Here is a 16268-nt window from a genome sequence, read left to right on the forward strand (position 1 = left end):
GCCGTTTTCCTGAAAACAGCCCACATTCTGGTGGGCAGAAAGGCTCAGGATTGCGTGGACGCTCCCGCGTACGCGCTACTGTGGGTGCGTCTTTGTAGGAAAGCGGTTCCGCCAACGCTGGTGTTGGAAAACTCGCATGGGGCTATTTCTGGGAAGTTTGCGAATTGATTACTTTGCGCGGCAGAAAAGCAAGGCAGTTACACCAATCCTACGCATGAAGTTTCAGGAGTACCCCATTCTAGTGGCGCTGCAGCCTTACCTGCGGAAGGTGTGGGCGTTTGAGAGCCGGTATGACGTGGCCCTCACCGATATCAAGACGGTGGTGCCGTCGGGGCATTTGACCCTCACGTTTACGGTGAAGGGTACCTACAGCACCCTGGTGCAGGGCCGTGATTTATTCCAGACCCGCCAGGCCAGCCTGAGCCTGATTGGGCACCAAACCGGACCGGTGCTGCTGGACGGCGGCGGCGAGGTGCTCACGGTGGGGCTAAGCTTTCAACCGTTTGCCGCCTACCGGTTTTTCCCGTTCCCGCTGCAGGAAACCACCAATAGACTGGTATCCGGAGAGGAGCTGTGGGGCGCTGCCGCCCCCCGCTTGGCCGACCAGCTGCTCACGCTGGGGGAACCGGCCTTGATGGCGCAAAAGCTGCAGGAGTTCCTGTTGGAGCAACTTCGGCCAGGCCGGCCTTTGGAGGAGATGGCCCGCTATGCGGTTGGGGCACTCCTCAGAGACCGGGGGCAGTTGCCCATCCACGCGCTGGCGCAGCGAACCGGGTACTCGCAGCGGCACCTAAACCGGCTGTTTCAGGAGATGGTGGGGCTAGCGCCAAAGCAGTTTGCGCGCATTGTCCGGTTCAAGCATTTGCTCTCCTTGCCGGCGCAGGGCCCGCGGGTGCCTCCGGTAGTAGGGAGCGAGGCGTTTTATGACCAGGCGCACTTCATCAGGGAGTTCAAGGCCTTCACGGGGCACACGCCGCAGCAGTATGCGCAGAAAGACAATGCCTTCGGGGCGCTGTTCAACCAGTTGGAGTAGCGTACTGGGCATGTCCACTTTTTACAATACTTCGGCCGGTAGTTCCGCTAGTTTTGGGTCTTTCATTGTTGAACCCCATGAACCAGAACAGAGATTACACCACCATCAGCCCTTCGGCGGCGGCCCTGCTGCTGCTCAAGGCCCAGACCCAATTGCCCTACGCCCGGGAGGCGGCCCGGCTGCTTTTTACGCTCCAGGAACTGGAGGATTCTTTTGACCGCACCCACTTTGGCGCCTGGGCCAGCGTGGTGCATTTTGAGCACCGCTACGCCACGGTTCAGCAGTTGATTCTGGAAAGCGGGCTGCACCAGTTGCTGGAGCTGTCGTCGGGGTTCTCGTTCAGGGGGCAGGCGCTGGTGCAGCAGGGGCACGTGCGGCACTGCATTGATACCGATTTGCCGGACCTCATTGAGAAAAAGGCGCAGCTGTGCGAAGACCTGCACCTGCAGTTTCCGGCAGGCAGCCGCCTGGAACTGCAGGCGCTGGACGTGATGGACCGGGCGCAGTTTCTGGCTACCGTAGACCGGTTTGCCCCGGGGCCGCTGGCGATAGTGACTGAAGGCCTGCTAGTGTACCTGAGCCGCTTAGAGCGGGAGCAGCTGTGCCAGACCATCAGGGCGGTGCTCCAGGCGCGCGGCGGCTGCTGGATTACCTCAGACATTTACCTGCAACACGCCTTTGTGCAGCGCGGTACCCAACAGGCCAACGCCTGGGAGGCGTTCTTCCGGCAGGAAGGCGTCCCAGACCAGTTGTTCACCAGCTTTGAGGAAGCGGAGCAGTTCTTTTACGCCAACGGCCTGGTGGTGGACAAAGTAGCGGCCCCGGCCTATGACACACTCAGTGCAGTACCTAACCTGCTGGCGGTAGCCACTGAGCCCCAATTGCAGGCCCTCCGCACCGGCGGACAAATTCAGGCCACCTGGCGGTTGCGGTGCCGGTAAGGGCAGTGAGTGTTCTCTGTTAAGCTTCAATGGTTGAAGCAGGAGCTTATAGAATTCTATCTGAGTTAGTAAGGAAGCAGCACGCATGTCGTCCTCCTATGAAGGGAGTAAGGGGATGACAAGTGTTTACTCTTTCACTAGAGCTCTGGCTGCCAGGTGAGTTGGTAGATGTTGCACAGCCTCATTCAAGCGCTTAACGTTTGTTCTCTTATGGTTTTTATCCGCTAGATGGTGGTTGTAGTTCAGGAACAGGTAATAGAGTAGAATTCTGTTGTAATCATCCAGTTGTTTGTCTTTGATCATGGTCAGGAGTTGGCTCTCGATTGTTGTGGCATGCTGCGATTCTGATAAGGCGCGGCCTAACCTGCCTATGTTGCCGTAATAGTGGTTTTCGCCGGAGTTTTCAAGGCGAAGGCTAATGCCTATGAGTAGGTCTGGCACGTTGATATCTAATACTTCCAGTTCCCGGATGTAGGTTTTTCTGCCAGCCCAGGCATAACTTCCATCAGAAGCGCGGTCAAATCTGTCGTTCATAATGTCTAGGTGGGCGCGCAGGAAAGTCTCCCAATTCACTGTTTCCGCCGAGAGCTGGGCAATGGCCACGGCGTGTTCCCTGGGAGCAGTGTCCTGGCTGCAACTGCCTACTACCCGGCGTTTTCTTTTCAATTCCAGCTCTGCCTTTTTAGAAATGTATTGGCCAACATATTCTTCAAATTCTTCGTCATAGCCGCCTTCCTGCAAAGCAACGGGTAAAGCTTCTGCTAACAGAGACGTAAATTCCTTTCTTATTGACAGATCGTTCTGCACTCTGTTCTTTCTGGTGACATGATACCAATGGTAGTAGTCTTCATAATAAGATTCGTTTTTTCATCATACACAGGCATATTGGTTGCCTGATGTACATAGTTCATGAAGCGGTCCAAAGCAGCCGGAGTTTTTTCTGGTCTACTGGCTCTGCCCCAGTCAGATTCCAGGTAAATCTGTGCAGTGGTGTCAATCATGCAGTCTGCATACTGTACCATGCGGGCATACTTTATGGGGAGGGAAGGTGCCTTGAATTCCTCTGGGAAGTAGAAAGCCTCAAGCTTTTCATCTGAATAGGAGGTTTTATCCCAATACTCGAAAATCCATTTCCCTTTCAAAGGCTGCTCGTACGCTGTGGTGGTGGCTTCTACCTCAAGAGTAAAGTCTCCCTTCCCGTTCAGGGGCAAACTAAAGAACTCTACTGTTTCCTTTCCATCGTAGCTTTCGGTTTGGGTTTTTGCCACCAGCAGGTCCTTCACACAAGTGGCATGGGCATACTTCTTTATAAATTCCTCAAAGGAAATATTCTGCTTTAAATCCCTTACCGCGGCTGAGATATTGCCTTTTTCCAGCCGCACATAGTGACCCTTAGTCTGTGGTAAGGCTCTATAGTCTTTGTGCAGTTCACAGACCTTGAATTTCAGGCTCAGGGAATCTACAATGCCTTTGAGTTGCGAGATGGTTGTTGTGCTGTAGATCAGACCATTTGGGTGAGTTTTAAATTCGGAATCCTGCTCCTCCTGGGCCTGGCTTTGTTGGGCATACGTGAAAGGCGTGATTAAAAAGATGGGAAGCAGCACGACTAAAACGGTGCAGGTAGCCATTATAACCGGCAAGCTGGCGTACATTCTTTTTCTTGGTTTCATGGTGGAGGTGTTAAGGTGGAAGAATGCTTTCCAACTCATGATGCCAGATTCAGGGAAATTCCACAGTGCTTTAACTATATTCCTCTCACCTGAAAGATGAGCAATGGTATATAGATCTGTTTGTTCTGAAATAGTGAGTGAAGGCAATTAAGCCAGAAGCAAAATGGAATGGGTTTTAAGTTTGAACCTTACAAAAGGTACAAGGACCCACTAAAGCGCGGTTGTAACCTTGGTGTTTACCTGATAAAGCAAGGCTTGGAAGTAAGTCCGCGCCATAGTAGGGGCCATAAAAGGGTCACATACTACGCAGAGGTAAGGCGTTTTAGGGTAGTTTTCTCTAAATCAGCCCTAAAACGCCTTACCCCAACAACGCCAGCAACTCCTGCTTGCTCATGGCCTTCAGCATACCGCCATCGGTCTTGACCAGATCGTCTACCAGTTCCTTTTTGCTGGCCTGTAGTTTCTGCATCTTTTCTTCCACGGTGTTGGGGCAGATGAGCCGAACGGCCACCACGTGCTTGTCCTGGCCGATGCGGTAGGTGCGGTCAATGGCCTGGTTTTCCACGGCGGGGTTCCACCACGGGTCCACCAGGTACACATAGTCGGCGCGGGTGAGGTTGAGGCCCGTTCCGCCCGCCTTGAGGCTGATGAGGAACACCCGCACGTTTTCCTGCTCCTGGAACCGCGCCACCGCGCCCTGCCGGTCTTTGGTCTGGCCGGTGAGCAAGGCGTAGTCAATACCGCGCGCTTTGAGCGCCTCTTCAATAAGCTGCAGCATAGAGACAAACTGGCTGAACACCAGAATCTTGTGGTGCGGCGCCTTGCTTTCAATCTGCTCCAGCAGCACCTCCAGTTTGGCCGAGGGTTCTCCTATGCCCGCATCATCGGGCAGCAGGGCGGGGGAGTTGCAGATTTGCCGCAGGCGGGTGAGGCCGCGCAGCACGTGCATGGGGTGCTTCTGTATCTCCTCTTCGGCCTGGGCCGAGATAAACTCCCTGATTTCGCGCTCATGCGCCGCGTAGAGTTCGCGCTGCGCCGTACCCATCTCGCAGTACAGCACCATCTCGGTCTTTGGCGGAAGCTCCTGCGCTACCTGCTCTTTGGTGCGCCTGAGCAGGAACGGACTGATTTTGCGCTGCAGTTCTTTGGCCCTTCTAAAGTCTTTGAACTGGTCAATGGGCTTGGCGTAAATATCTCTGAAATAGCGCTGGTTGCCCAGCAGCCCCGGGCACGCGAAACTCAGCTGCCCGTACAGGTCATAGGTGTTGTTTTCCAGCGGCGTGCCCGTGAGCACCAGTCGGTTGCGCGCCTGCAAGAGCCGCACTGCGCGGTACCGCTGGCTCTGCGGATTCTTGATGTTCTGGCTCTCGTCCAGCACCGCGTAGTTGAAGCGGTAGTTCTTGAGCAGGGCAATGTCTGAGAGCAGCGTGCCGTAGGTGGTGAGCACCAGTTCATAGCCGTCCAGTTGCGGCAGGTGCTGCACCCGCCCGTTCCCGTAGAGAGTGAGCACGTTCAAGCTCGGCGCGAATTTGGCCACCTCCGCCTGCCAGTTGAACAGCAGCGAAGTAGGCACCACCACCAGGTTGGTGTTGCGGTCTACCTTGCCGCGTTGCCCCAGCAGAAACGCCAGCACCTGCACCGTCTTGCCCAGCCCCATGTCATCTGCCAGACACCCCCCGAAGTTGAATTGGTCCAGGAAGTTCAGCCAATTGAGGCCCTGCCGCTGGTACGGCCGTAGCAAGGCCCGCAAACCTTCGGGCACGGGTACTTCCTCAATGGCTTCAAAGTGGGTGAGTTTCTGGCGGTAGAGCGCCAGTTCGCCGCGTACCTCCTGGCTCAGCACCTCTTCCTCGTAGAGTTCCTCAATAAGGGGGAAGTTCATCTTGGGCGTGCGCAGGCGTTCGCCCGCCACCTCGCCCGCGCTGAAGTAGCGTTGCAGCCGCTCCAGCCACTCCTGCGGAAGAATGCCCTGGCTGCCGTCGTCCAGCTGCACGAACCGCTGCTTGTTGCGAAGGGCTTTGTGCAGCGCCTTGAGCCCCGCCTTCTGCTGCCCGAATTGCACGTCTACAGACGTGTCAAACCAGTTGATGCCGCTGGTGACCAGAATAGAAATCTTGGCTTTGTGCGGATTCAGTTTCAGGCTCTGCAGTTCCTTGAAGCCCAGCAGCGTGATGCCCTGCCCCCGCCAGCTCTCAAAGGCCTCCAGAAACCAATCGTCCAGCAGGAAACGGCTTTTGTGCAGGTAGAACGAGTCCAGGTGCAGCTGATCCCTGAACAGCGCGTGTTCGCGCAGCACCGCCGAGGTGAATTTGTGTTCGGCCTCGCGGTCGCGCACTACCGTAAAGCTCTGGCCCAGCGCGTCTTTGGCGTAGATCTGCTTCTGCGTGAACACGGGGACCTCCACGTGCCCGTACCGCATCACGGGCGTGAACAAGATAAAATCCTGCGATTCTGACAGGTACAGCAGCCGCTCCAGGTCCAGGTCAAAACCCTGTTCGGTCAGCTGCTGCGGCGTGGCGGGTTTCAGGAAAGCGTAGGAAATTTTAAGGCGCGTCTCCAGGTTGGCCAGAATGGTTTCCCTGAACTCGTCAAACTTAGAGGCATGGATGAGCAGCCGGTGGCCCCGCTTTTGGAAGAACTCCACCACCCGCCGCAGGTCGGGGCTGTGGAGCAGGTACAGGCGGCGCTCGGCCTCCAGAAAATGCCCCAGCCGGAGCGGCAGTTGCTTGAGGGCGAACGGCTGCCCCTGAATCAGTACCCGCGGCGTGATGTAGTAGAAATTCTCCCGGGCCTCCACCTCCAATTCCAGATCCAGCGGGGCGAGGCTCACCTCCACCGGCTCCAGCGCGCTGGCCGTCAGTTTGCCCTGACTTTCGGGTTTCTGGGCGTAAATCGGAAGGCCTAGCGGGTTCAGCACCAGGGCCTTGAGGGCCTCCAGGTCGGTAGGGGTAACCTCGGCGTTGTAGTTGTTCTGGAATCGCGAGAGGCCGGTGTAGAACTTCAGCTCCTGGGGGTTGTTGGTTTGCCAGACAAAATCCAGCGGGTTCAGTTGCCTGAGCGGGTTCTTGATCTTGCCCGTCTGGGCCACCGCCGCCTCCAGCAACTCTACGTGCAGGTGCTTGTAGTACTTGTGCTCGCCCAAGACCAGGATGCGCCGGGTGTCATGGTGGGGCTGCGCCGATGGAAGGGTCTGGACTGGAAGCTTGGGCTCCTCCGGCACCAGTTTTTCCTTCAGAAACGCCTGCGTCTCAGGGGTGAGGGGCAGCAACTCGGGTAACCGGGGCTTTATGTGCAGGGTTCGGTGGGCGTACTCCAGGGCAAAGTACTGGTCCAGGTTTTCTTCTTCGGCCAGGCCGTACTGGGCGGCAATGGGCTTGATCTTTTCCCGCCGGAGCGGCGCGTCAAAGAACACGCGCAGGTCCTGGCGGCTCTGCAGCAACTGCAGTACCTGGGCCTGGTGGGGGCACAGGGCCCGTTTGGGCAGCGGGCAGCTGCAGGAAACCAGCAGCCCCGCTTCCTGCTGCACCACCGCCACCGTTGGGAAGCGCCCAAACGGCGAGGTGCCCGAGAGGGTGGCGGTGTTGAGTTCTATCTGCTGGGGTTGCAGGTCAACCCCGGCGGGACCTCCGGCCAGGGCCTCGGCGGAGGAGTGGCGGGCCAGGAGGGCGTAGCTGAGCGTGGGCACCCAGACTCCCGGTAAAAAGTAATGGTTGGGGTGCGCCGCGGTGGTGGGCCTGGTTTGCTCCTTGTCTGCCATATCGCCTAGGGGTTGAGAACCCGAAGGTAGGCAGAATTAGGGAAGAAGCCGTTACCCCAGGCCCGGTGCCCTGCCCGGAGAAGGTGCGTCTGGGCCCGCCTTACGGTCATAGCAGAGCCTTGCGTTTTAGGCCTTTTTCTGGGAAAACAGGGCCAAAACGCCGCCAGGCAGGGGACCGTTGAGGTAGGGAGAAAACCTGTCCGTGGTTGAACGCCGCATCTCACCACCTGGCCTCTCCCTGGCCAGGGAATGGGTGGGTTCCCTATGGGTTGCGAGAAATGCGTAAAGCCGTGTGGCAAATACTTAATTCCAGTGGGGCCGCTTAACCAATCAAGAGCCGGGGCGTACCCATAGCAGTGCATCTACGTGGAGCAGGATAAGTATGGTAGCAGTAATCACAGGGGCATCCAGCGGAATTGGGCGGGCCACCGCCCTGGAGTTCGCCCGCAAGGGTTGGGACGTGGTGTTGGCCGCCCGGTTTGCGGCCGGACTGGAGCAGGTGGTAACGCAGTGCGAGCAGCTGGGCGTGCGGGCCTTGGCCGTACCCACCGATGTAGCCCGGGAAGAAGACGTCAACGCCCTGGCGCAGCGGGCCCGGGAAGCCTTTGGCGGGTTTGAGGTGTGGGTGAACAACGCCGCGGTGGGCTTGTTCGGCCACTTTGAGGAAATCCCCACCCAGGACATCCGCCAGCTCCTGGACATTAACCTGCTGGGGTACATTTACGGGGCCCGCGCGGCCATCCGGCAGTTCAAGGGCCAGGGGCGGGGCACCCTCGTCAACGTCTCGTCCATGGTGGCGCTGGTGGGGCAGCCGTTCTCCATTCCGTACACCGTCAGCAAATTTGGGATACGCGGCCTGAGCATCAGCCTGGCGCAGGAACTGGCCGATGAAGAAGCCATTCACGTGTGCTGCGTGCTGCCGGCGGTGATTGACACGCCCATTTTCCACCACGCCGGCAACTACATGGGGCGGCGCGTAAAGCCCCCAAAGCCCATCATTCAGGCCCACCGGGTGGCCGAGGCCATTGTCCGCCTGACCAAAGAGCCCAAAGAGGAGGTGACGGTGGGCAACATGTCGCGCATGATGCGCCTGCAGCGCTGGGTGCTCCCGGCCAGGTGGTTTGACAAGTTCCAGCAGAAGATGATCGCGCAGCAGCACTTCCGGAAGAAACCTTCGGGTCCGTACCAGGGCAACCTGTACGCGCCCATCACCAACTGGAACAAGGTAAACGGCGGCTGGTTGCCGCAGGATTCGGGCAAAAAGGGCAAGAAACGGGCAGGCCTTTCGCTCGCCGGGGTGCTGCTGGCGGGCGTTACCCTGGCCTCAGCGGCCCTCCTGACCAGGAAATAGGCCAGCCCTGGGGAGATTTGTTTCGGGGCCTTTTTCAGGAAAACAGGGCAAAAGCAGAAAGCAATGTGTAGTATGACCAAGCAAAGAAAACCACGTGCGTACCACTGGCTGGCGGGGCTTCTGGTGCTGTTGGCGGTAGCCTGCCGGCAGGCGCCGGGGCAGGACGGGGACCAGAAAGCCGGCAAGGCCGTGACGCTCACCATCCCCAACTACCCGCTGCGCGATGAGCGGGACCTGGACGTGCTGCTGCGAGAAATTGGCGACGCCCGGGTGGTGCTGTTGGGGGAGGCCTCGCACGGCACCGCCGAGTACTACACCTGGCGGGCCGCCATCACCCGGCGCCTGATGCAGGAAAAAGGGTTTAGGTTTGTGGCTGTGGAGGGCGAATGGGCCGATTCTTACCGCGTGAACCAGTTCATCAAAGGCCCCCGGCAAGACAGCGCTGCCGCCGTGGCCCTGCTGGAACATTACAACCGCTGGCCCACCTGGATGTGGGGCAACTACGAGGTGGCCTCGCTGGTAACCTGGCTTAACGCCTACAACCAGGACAAGCCGGCCGCCCAGAAAGTAGGCTTTTACGGGCTGGACGTGTACTGCCTGTGGGAGTCGATGACCGAGCTGATGCCGCACCTGCAGGGCGATGCCGCCCTGGTGAAAGCCGCCCGCCAGGTGCACCAGTGTTTTCAGCCGTTTAGCGCCGATGCCATGCAGTACGCCCAGGCGGTGGCCAACGCCAGCGCCAACTGCCGCGCCGAAACCAGCCGCCTCTGGCGGGAAGTGCAGAAACGGAGTGAGGCCACCGGCGCCGCCAAAACCGAGGAGCAGTTTGTGGCCGAGCAGAATGCTCTGGTGGCCCTCAACGGCGAGCGCTACTACCGGGCCGCCGTCACCAGCAACACCGAGTCCTGGAACATCCGGGACCACCACATGGCCCAGACCCTGAAGCGGTTGCTGGACTTCCACGGTCCCGACGCCAAAGCCATTGTCTGGGAGCACAACACCCACGTGGGCGACGCCCGCTACACCGACATGGCCAGCCAGGGCGAGGTGAACGTGGGCCAGCTGGCCCGCAAGGAGTACGGCGAGGAAAACGTGTTCATTGTGGGGTTCGGCTCGCACCGGGGCACTGTGATTGCCGCCAGCAGTTGGGGCGCGCCCCTGCAAACCATGCCGGTGCCGCCCGCCACCCCGGGCAGTTGGGAGGCCATCCTGCACCAGCTGAGCCCCACCAACAAGATCATCCTGTCCAAAGACCTGCGGGAGAACAAGGTGCTGAACCGGCCGGTGGGCCACCGCGCCATTGGGGTGGTGTACAACCCCAAACTGGAGCACCTGGGCAACTACGTGCCTTCCATTATGCCCAAACGCTATGACGCCTTTCTGTACCTGGACAGCACCCGTGCCCTGCATCCTATCCAGACCATTACCGTAAGAAACGAGCCGCCAGACCTTTACCCTTCGGGCACGTAACCGGGGCGGAGCATTTCGATTCAACCACTGCACTTGCCAGCGCAGTAGGGGAGCGGGCGGGCCTGTTTCAGGAAATGTACCGCCTGCTCCCGTAAAATAGCGCATATTTGCAGGCTTATCTTACCACCATGCAGTCAATTCACACCCAGAGGGTTGCCCTCAGCGCCTTCTTCTTCCTCTCAGGATTCAATTTTTCCAGCTGGGCTTCCAGAATACCTACCATTAAAACCGCGTTGGACCTCAATGAAGCCCAGTTGGGCTCCATTCTGCTCACCATGCCGGTGAGTTCCCTCATCGGGTTGCCCCTGTCGGGGTGGCTGGTGTCTAGGTTTGAGACCCGCATTCCCCTTTCGGTGGGGTTCCTGGTCAACTCCATCTGCCTTTCCTTCATTGCCCTGGCCCAAACGCCGGCAACCCTGGTCATGGCCTTGTTCCTGTTCTCGCTGAGCATGCGCATCTTCAACATCTCAGTGAACACCCAGGCCATTACCCTGCAGAAGCAGTTTGACAAGAAAATAAACGGGTCTTTTCACGGGCTCTGGAGCACGGGGGGCATTGTGGGGGTAGGCTTTACCACCCTGCTGGTTTCCATGGGGGTGCCCATGACCACCCACCTGCTCCTGGTGTCGGGCATGAGCGTGCTGGCCACCGTGTTTGCCTTTGGCCACCTGCTCCGGAACGACCGTTCTGCCACGGGCAACAAGCTGGCCTTCAAAAAGCCCGATCCCTTTATTCTGTACCTTGGTTTGCTGGTGTTCTTTGCGGCGGTGTGCGAGGGCGGCATGTTTGACTGGAGCGGCATTTACTTCCAGCAGGTGGTACGGGAAGAGGTGTTTACCGCCGGTTACCTGGTGTTCATGACCTTCATGGCCCTGTCGCGGTTTATCTCTGACCAGATCATTGACAAAATAGGCATGCAGGCTACCTTCCTGCTCAGCGCCCTGCTCATTTTCTCGGGCATCAGCCTGGCCATTCTGTTCCCCACATTCTGGCCGGCCATGGTGGGCTTCTCCCTGGTGGGTTTCGGCACGGCCTCGGTCATTCCCATGGTCTACACGCTGGCGGGTTCCTCCAAAACGTACTCACCGGGCATTGCCATCTCGCTCATTGCCACCTTCGGCATTGTGGGCATGCTCATCGGGCCGCCCATGATTGGCTACCTGGCCCACGCGTTTAGCCTGAAAGTGTCGTTTATTGCCTTTGCGGTGGCGGGCATCATGCTCATTCCTATTTCCCGCCTGTTTTTCAGGATGGAGGGCCCCACCGAAGGCACCCTGGCCATGCAGGGCGAAAAAGCCGCTTAACCAAGGGCAGGAGCAGGGGCCGGCGCATCGGCGAAGCGGAGCAGCCGGATGGTGGAGGCCGGCGAGCGCCACTCTGAGGTGCGGATGGCCGTGAGCGTGAACCGGAGCATCCTGCTGAGCGGGTGGGCCATGCGCTGGCCCAGAACAGCAATCCGCTGGTCGCGCCGGGCCAGGCAGGCCTCATAGGCCGGGCCGGTCTGGGCGCTCAGCTCCTCGGCGAAGCACCAGGCCCCGTCGCGGGCCACCTGGATGCTGAAGCCGGTGAGCAGCTCGTCGCGGTCTCTGCCGTACACATCCAGCAGCCGGAACAGGGGAGACACCAGGCCCAGGTTGTCCTGCACTTTGTCTACCATGGCCTTTAAGATGGCGTTGATGCGGTTAAAGTCGTTTTTGATGGCCTGCAGGTTCTGGCCCTGCATGGTTTCCGCGGTGGCAATGCCCAGGTCCAGGTTAATGTGGGCGTTCATGCCCAGGAGCAGGTGCTGCAGGATAATGGCCGTGGAAAGCGTGGTAGTCTGGAAGGCGACCTGCCAGGAACGGGTGATTTTCTGGCCGGCTTTCCAGCGGTGCCAGGCGGCCAGGTAGCGGTTGGCAAACAGCACGTCCAGGCGCTCCATGCGGGCGTTGTCGTCAAACTCTTTCTTCCTGATGCCTTCCCGCACCCGGCAGGTGACGCAGTAATACAAGACCGCAAAGTACCCGGCTTTGTCGTTGGTCTGGAGGCAGTGCTGCACAATACGGTCCAGCTCCGCGATGACGTCATCAATGGTGGTGCATGGTTCCTGAACGTGCGGCATCTTTTCTGGCGTTGGTGTAGCCTAAGATACAGAATTAAGCAGGAATTGCTTGAAGATGAGGCGATTAATTTCTATCTGTTTCAGGGCTGTTTTCCCGAAAAAGGGCTAGAAACGGAGGAAGTTTAGAAGCCCGCCGCCGTGTCATCGCCGCGCGGGTCTGCGCCCCCTTCCAACCGGCCGTCGGGCAGCACCAGAATGCCCGCCGCCCGGCCAATGCCGCCGTATTTGGGCGCTATCTTGTGGCCCCTGAGCCACAGGGCCAGGCCGGTGCCGGGCCCCAGCGCGCCCCACTCACACAGCACCCAGTCGGGCAGCCACTGGTGGTGGAACCGCCCCGCGCTGATGGCCCCCTGCATGGTAAACCCGAAGCGCGTCACGTTCTGGATGATCTGGTACACCGTGGTGATGATGGTGGAGCCGCCCATGCTGCCCACTACCATGAACAGCTTGCCGTCTTTCTCCAGGATGGTGGGCGTCATGGAACTGAGCATGCGCTTGCCGGGGGCAATGGCGTTGGCCTCTTCGCCCACCAGCCCGAAGGCGTTGGGATAGCCCGGTTTCACGCTGAAGTCGTCCATCTCGTTGTTAAGCAGGAAACCCGCCCCACCCACAAACACCTTGCTCCCGAAATTGCTGTTGAGCGTAGTGGTCACCGACACGGCGTTGCCCTGCGCGTCTACAATGGAGTAGTGGGTGGTGTGGGGGCTTTCGGGCGGGGCGGGCACGCCGGGGTACACGTCGTCGCTGTCGGTGGCCCGGGTGGGGGAGTAGCCGTGCATGCGGCGGCGAATGTAGGCCGTGTCCAGGAGGCCGGCCACGGGTACCTGGTAGAAGTCGGGGTCGCCCAGGTGCCTGGCGCGGTCGGCGTACACCCGGCGTTCGGCCTCAATCATGAGGTGCGCCGCAGGCACGCTGTTCCAGCCCCATTCGGGGAGCGGGTAGTGCTGGGCAATGGTGAGGAGCTGCAGCAGGGCAATGCCGCCGCTGGAGGGCGGGGGCATGGAGATGACCTTGTACGGCCCCACCGTTCCGGTCAGCGGCGTGCGCCACACCGACCGGTACGCGGCCAGGTCGGCCTTGGTGATGAGCCCGCCGCCGCGTTTCATCTCGGCGGCCAGCAGGTCTGCCGTGGGGCCCTCGTAAAAGCCCGCCCGGCCTTTATCCCTGATCCGTTCCAGGGTGCGGGCCAGGTCTGCTAGCCGTACGGTGTCGCCTTCGCGCCAGTGGTCTTTTAGAAAAAACGTGGGTTGCCGGGTGTTGTACCGCAGAAAGTCTTTGCGCTCCCGGTTGAGTTTACGGGCCTCTTTTTGGGTAAGCGGAAAGCCTCGGCGGGCCAGGTCAATGGCGGGCTGCACCAGCTCGGGCCAGGGCAAGCTACCGTACTGCTGGTGGGCCTGCACCATGCCGTCTACCGTGCCGGGCACTCCGGCCGCCAGGTGGCCCTTCCGGCTCAGGTCTTCCACTACCTCTTTGTTCGGGTCCAGGTACATGTCGCGGTGGGCGGCGGCGGGGGCTTTCTCGCGGTAGTCCAGGGCGGCGGCGGTACCGTCCCGTTGCCGCAGCACCAGAAAACCGCCGCCGCCAATGTTCCCCGCATCGGGGTAGACCACGGCCAGGGCAAACTGCACCGCAACGGCGGCGTCTACGGCGTTTCCGCCGCGCCGGAGCACGGCTTCGCCCACCTGGGAGGCCAGCGGGTGGGCCGTTACCACCATGGCCTGCTGGGTCACCAGCCCCCGGGCATGGTGGCTTTTCTGCGTGCAGCCAAGGCTGGCGGCAAAGACCACAAGAAGAATCACGTTTCTTAGGACCACTGTGTACCGGGTTGGGTGAAAGGGCGCTGCCAGTAGTCTTTACCCCGTTAAGGCCCGCCGGGTTTTACAGCCCTTTCCGCTGCCTGGCTGGTTTTGGTAAAGTAGGAGAGAAAGCTGCTGCCGAAGCCCCGTTTTTAGCTCCTTTTGCGGAGAATGGATGAAAAACAGCCTAAAGCGTAGCGGCGTCTACGCAGACTCCGCCAGAGCGGATGGAAAACGGCACCCCTGCTGGCTCCCCGCCCCAAAGGCAGTTTTGTGGGACAGCGCCCCGGGTGTTTACCGGAAAGCAAATCTTTCCTTACTTTGCCGTTTTAAGCAAAGCATGAGGCAGGAACTGAAGAACCCATTTGGCCGTGTGTACCTGACCATTGACGTGGACCACCGCAACAAATGGGTGCACGTGAACTGGATGGGGTATTTAACCGAGGAAAACATTAAGAACGGCGCGCACGCCTACACCACCGCCCTGGCCGAGGCAGGCTACAAATGCGTCCTGAACGACACCCGCCTGATTGTGGGGGGCTGGGACCATTCATTGGAGTGGGTCTTGAAGGAGTGGTCGCCCAAGGCGGCCCGGGCAGGCTTGCAGTACTTCGCCATGATCACCACCCCCGAGACCTTTGCCGAGTCAACGGCTTCTACGTTTTACGCCAAGTTATCGGCCTTCAGGGCCAAAGTGTTTGATGACCGGTCCAAGGCCGAGGACTGGCTGAGGCAATTCTCCCTGGAGCGGACCTCTTAGGGGCGGTGCGGGGCAGGTCTCCGGGCAAAGCACACGCAGCAAACTGTTTAGGGCCTGTTTTCCAGAAAACAGGCCCTAAACAGTTTTTTTGTGTTAGAACGAAATGGCCGTGCCGCGGTGGCGGAGCTTTTACCAGGGGCAGCCTGGGGGCAAGGCTTACTCGGCTTTGGCCAGCACCGCTTGCACCAGGGTGCAGATTCCCCACTGAATGGTTTGGGTGGCTTCTTTGTACGAGAGCTTGCTCACGTCTTTGAGGGAGATGTACGCCTCAATACCGCTGAGCACCGCCAGCACGTGCACCAGCCGGGCGTACTCTTCCTGGGTAAGGGAACTCCTAAAAGGCGCCAGGGCCGTCTCCAGCATGGGAATGCGGCGGGAGCCCCTGAGCTTGCTGCCCTGTTCCTGCTGGGTGGCCGACAGTTTGAGCACTGCCCCCAGGTAGGCCCGGAACGCGCTCTCATTCTGGCGGGCAATGTCAAAGAGGTGTTGCTGGATGCACAAGACCCGCTGGGTGGCTGGGGCCTGGTCCAGACCCTGCAGCAGCTCTTCCGGCGATTTGGTTTTAATGTCCAGGCTGGCTTCCATCTGCAGGGTCTCGGCGTCTGAGAAGTACCGGTACACCGTGGCCCGGGAGACCAGGGCCCTTTTGGCAACTTCGTCCAGCGAGAAAGCCCCGTTGGTTTGCAGGATCTCACGGGCCGCCGCCAGCAGGGCCTGCCTGGTCCTGAGTTTCTGGTTGGTTCTGCCCTTTTGCAAGAAATGGTCTTTCATGAGATAAATGTCTCATAAAACTTGCCGAGAAGCAAATCTCTTCCTACATTTAACAGGTAAACCGCACAAGCACTGTAAAGGATGATCACATGGAAGCACCAGAAAAACTTTGGGTTATGGGGCATGGGATCACGCCCGTGCCCACCACCGGAGACTATGACCTGGCCATCGGTGAAACTGCCCCCGGCGTACCGGGTCCGCCCCCGCACCACCACACCCAATTCGCCGAGCTCTTCTTTGTCCTGAAAGGGGAGATGGAGTTTACGGTAAACGGCGAAACCCGCCTGCTCCGGGAGGGCGAGTGGGTTGACCTTCCCCCCAACACGCTGCACACCTTCCGCAACCCCGGGCCAGGGCCAAACAAATGGCTGAACCTGCATAGCCCCAAGGGGTTCCACGCCTTCTTCCATAGCTTTGGCGTGCCCGCCACGCAAGAAAATGCCTTCCGGGAGTCTGTGTCAGAAACCATGGTGGCCCGCGTGGGGAGCCTGGCCGCTACCTTTGACATGCACATTGTCCTTGAGCCCAGCCGCGTAGCCTAGTTCTTTCCGTTTTTCCATTTCTTTTTCCTCTCCTTCCACTCCGCCCCGGGGTGCTGCTTTCCCCACCAGACGTGTT

At 59.4% G+C, this 16268-nt stretch carries 13 protein-coding genes; 7 read left to right on the forward strand and 6 right to left on the reverse strand.

What is annotated here, in order from left to right:
- The first annotated feature begins 214 nt into the window (after positions 1-214).
- Both JT718_RS10015 and JT718_RS10020 read left to right on the forward strand, forming a co-directional pair.
- On the forward strand, positions 215-1033 hold the full coding sequence (locus JT718_RS10015; RefSeq protein ID WP_205502254.1) for a helix-turn-helix domain-containing protein: 819 nt from the start codon (positions 215-217) through the stop codon (positions 1031-1033).
- 77 nt (positions 1034-1110) lie between these two features.
- Positions 1111-1974 carry a class I SAM-dependent methyltransferase gene (locus tag JT718_RS10020; protein WP_205502256.1) on the forward strand — a complete coding sequence of 288 codons (864 nt, stop codon included), beginning with the start codon at positions 1111-1113 and terminating at the stop codon, positions 1972-1974.
- Positions 1975-2100: 126 nt separating this feature from the next.
- On the opposite strand, the gene JT718_RS10025 is transcribed toward JT718_RS10020, so the two are convergent.
- From JT718_RS10025 to JT718_RS10035, 3 genes are all read right to left on the reverse strand, one after another.
- Positions 2101-2781, reverse strand: a complete 681-nt coding sequence (locus JT718_RS10025; RefSeq protein ID WP_205502258.1) for a hypothetical protein — start codon at positions 2779-2781, stop codon at positions 2101-2103.
- Complete coding sequence (locus tag JT718_RS10030; protein WP_205502260.1) at positions 2760-3644, reverse strand: hypothetical protein; 885 nt, start codon at positions 3642-3644, stop codon at positions 2760-2762. The genes JT718_RS10025 and JT718_RS10030 overlap by 22 nt, the downstream gene beginning before the upstream one ends.
- A 358-nt stretch (positions 3645-4002) precedes the next feature.
- Positions 4003-7401, reverse strand: coding sequence for a DEAD/DEAH box helicase (locus JT718_RS10035; RefSeq protein ID WP_205502262.1), 3399 nt, complete (start codon positions 7399-7401; stop codon positions 4003-4005).
- A gap of 382 nt (positions 7402-7783) precedes the next feature.
- Here JT718_RS10035 and JT718_RS10040 point away from each other — a divergent pair, with 382 nt between their 5' ends.
- The 3 genes from JT718_RS10040 (at position 7784) to JT718_RS10050 (ending at position 11526) form a co-directional block, all read left to right on the forward strand.
- A complete protein-coding gene (locus tag JT718_RS10040; protein WP_205502263.1) occupies positions 7784-8752 on the forward strand; it encodes an SDR family oxidoreductase in 969 nt (322 codons plus the stop codon).
- A 72-nt stretch (positions 8753-8824) separates the two neighbouring features.
- Complete coding sequence (locus tag JT718_RS10045) at positions 8825-10222, forward strand: erythromycin esterase family protein (RefSeq protein WP_205502265.1); 1398 nt, start codon at positions 8825-8827, stop codon at positions 10220-10222.
- Between the two features lie 128 nt (positions 10223-10350).
- Positions 10351-11526 carry an MFS transporter gene (locus JT718_RS10050; RefSeq protein WP_205502266.1) on the forward strand — a complete coding sequence of 392 codons (1176 nt, stop codon included), beginning with the start codon at positions 10351-10353 and terminating at the stop codon, positions 11524-11526.
- Here JT718_RS10050 and JT718_RS10055 read toward each other — a convergent pair.
- Positions 11523-12323: a DUF5995 family protein gene (locus tag JT718_RS10055; protein ID WP_205502268.1), complete on the reverse strand. Its 801-nt coding sequence runs from the start codon at positions 12321-12323 to the stop codon at positions 11523-11525. The genes JT718_RS10050 and JT718_RS10055 overlap by 4 nt on opposite strands.
- Before the next feature lie 122 nt (positions 12324-12445).
- Complete coding sequence (gene ggt, locus JT718_RS10060; RefSeq protein WP_205502547.1) at positions 12446-14038, reverse strand: gamma-glutamyltransferase; 1593 nt, start codon at positions 14036-14038, stop codon at positions 12446-12448.
- A gap of 421 nt (positions 14039-14459) precedes the next feature.
- Here ggt and JT718_RS10065 point away from each other — a divergent pair, with 421 nt between their 5' ends.
- Positions 14460-14879 (forward strand): STAS/SEC14 domain-containing protein, encoded by a 420-nt coding sequence (locus tag JT718_RS10065; protein ID WP_205502270.1) that lies wholly within the window; start codon positions 14460-14462, stop codon positions 14877-14879.
- A 156-nt stretch (positions 14880-15035) separates the two neighbouring features.
- Here JT718_RS10065 and JT718_RS10070 read toward each other — a convergent pair whose 3' ends face one another.
- Positions 15036-15650 carry a TetR/AcrR family transcriptional regulator gene (locus JT718_RS10070; protein ID WP_205502273.1) on the reverse strand — a complete coding sequence of 205 codons (615 nt, stop codon included), beginning with the start codon at positions 15648-15650 and terminating at the stop codon, positions 15036-15038.
- An 89-nt stretch (positions 15651-15739) separates the two neighbouring features.
- Between JT718_RS10070 and JT718_RS10075 the strand changes: the two genes are divergently transcribed.
- Positions 15740-16192 carry a cupin domain-containing protein gene (locus tag JT718_RS10075; protein WP_205502275.1) on the forward strand — a complete coding sequence of 151 codons (453 nt, stop codon included), beginning with the start codon at positions 15740-15742 and terminating at the stop codon, positions 16190-16192.
- Positions 16193-16268 lie beyond the last annotated feature (76 nt).

The sequence above is a fragment of the Rufibacter psychrotolerans genome (assembly GCF_016924645.1).
GTDB lineage: Bacteria > Bacteroidota > Bacteroidia > Cytophagales > Hymenobacteraceae > Nibribacter > Nibribacter psychrotolerans.

What these genes read in the sequence shown, in the direction of transcription:
- JT718_RS10015 (WP_205502254.1), top strand. Translation starts at nt 215, where the DNA reads ATGAAGTTTCAGGAGTACCCCATTCTAGTGGCGCTGCAGCCTTACCTG.
- JT718_RS10020 (WP_205502256.1), top strand. Translation starts at nt 1,111, where the DNA reads ATGAACCAGAACAGAGATTACACCACCATCAGCCCTTCGGCGGCGGCC.
- JT718_RS10030 (WP_205502260.1), bottom strand. Translation starts at nt 3,644, where the DNA reads ATGAAACCAAGAAAAAGAATGTACGCCAGCTTGCCGGTTATAATGGCT.
- JT718_RS10035 (WP_205502262.1), bottom strand. Translation starts at nt 7,401, where the DNA reads ATGGCAGACAAGGAGCAAACCAGGCCCACCACCGCGGCGCACCCCAAC.
- JT718_RS10040 (WP_205502263.1), top strand. Translation starts at nt 7,784, where the DNA reads ATGGTAGCAGTAATCACAGGGGCATCCAGCGGAATTGGGCGGGCCACC.
- JT718_RS10045 (WP_205502265.1), top strand. Translation starts at nt 8,825, where the DNA reads ATGACCAAGCAAAGAAAACCACGTGCGTACCACTGGCTGGCGGGGCTT.
- JT718_RS10050 (WP_205502266.1), top strand. Translation starts at nt 10,351, where the DNA reads ATGCAGTCAATTCACACCCAGAGGGTTGCCCTCAGCGCCTTCTTCTTC.
- JT718_RS10055 (WP_205502268.1), bottom strand. Translation starts at nt 12,323, where the DNA reads ATGCCGCACGTTCAGGAACCATGCACCACCATTGATGACGTCATCGCG.
- ggt (WP_205502547.1), bottom strand. Translation starts at nt 14,038, where the DNA reads ATGGTGGTAACGGCCCACCCGCTGGCCTCCCAGGTGGGCGAAGCCGTG.
- JT718_RS10065 (WP_205502270.1), top strand. Translation starts at nt 14,460, where the DNA reads ATGAGGCAGGAACTGAAGAACCCATTTGGCCGTGTGTACCTGACCATT.
- JT718_RS10070 (WP_205502273.1), bottom strand. Translation starts at nt 15,650, where the DNA reads ATGAAAGACCATTTCTTGCAAAAGGGCAGAACCAACCAGAAACTCAGG.
- JT718_RS10075 (WP_205502275.1), top strand. Translation starts at nt 15,740, where the DNA reads ATGGAAGCACCAGAAAAACTTTGGGTTATGGGGCATGGGATCACGCCC.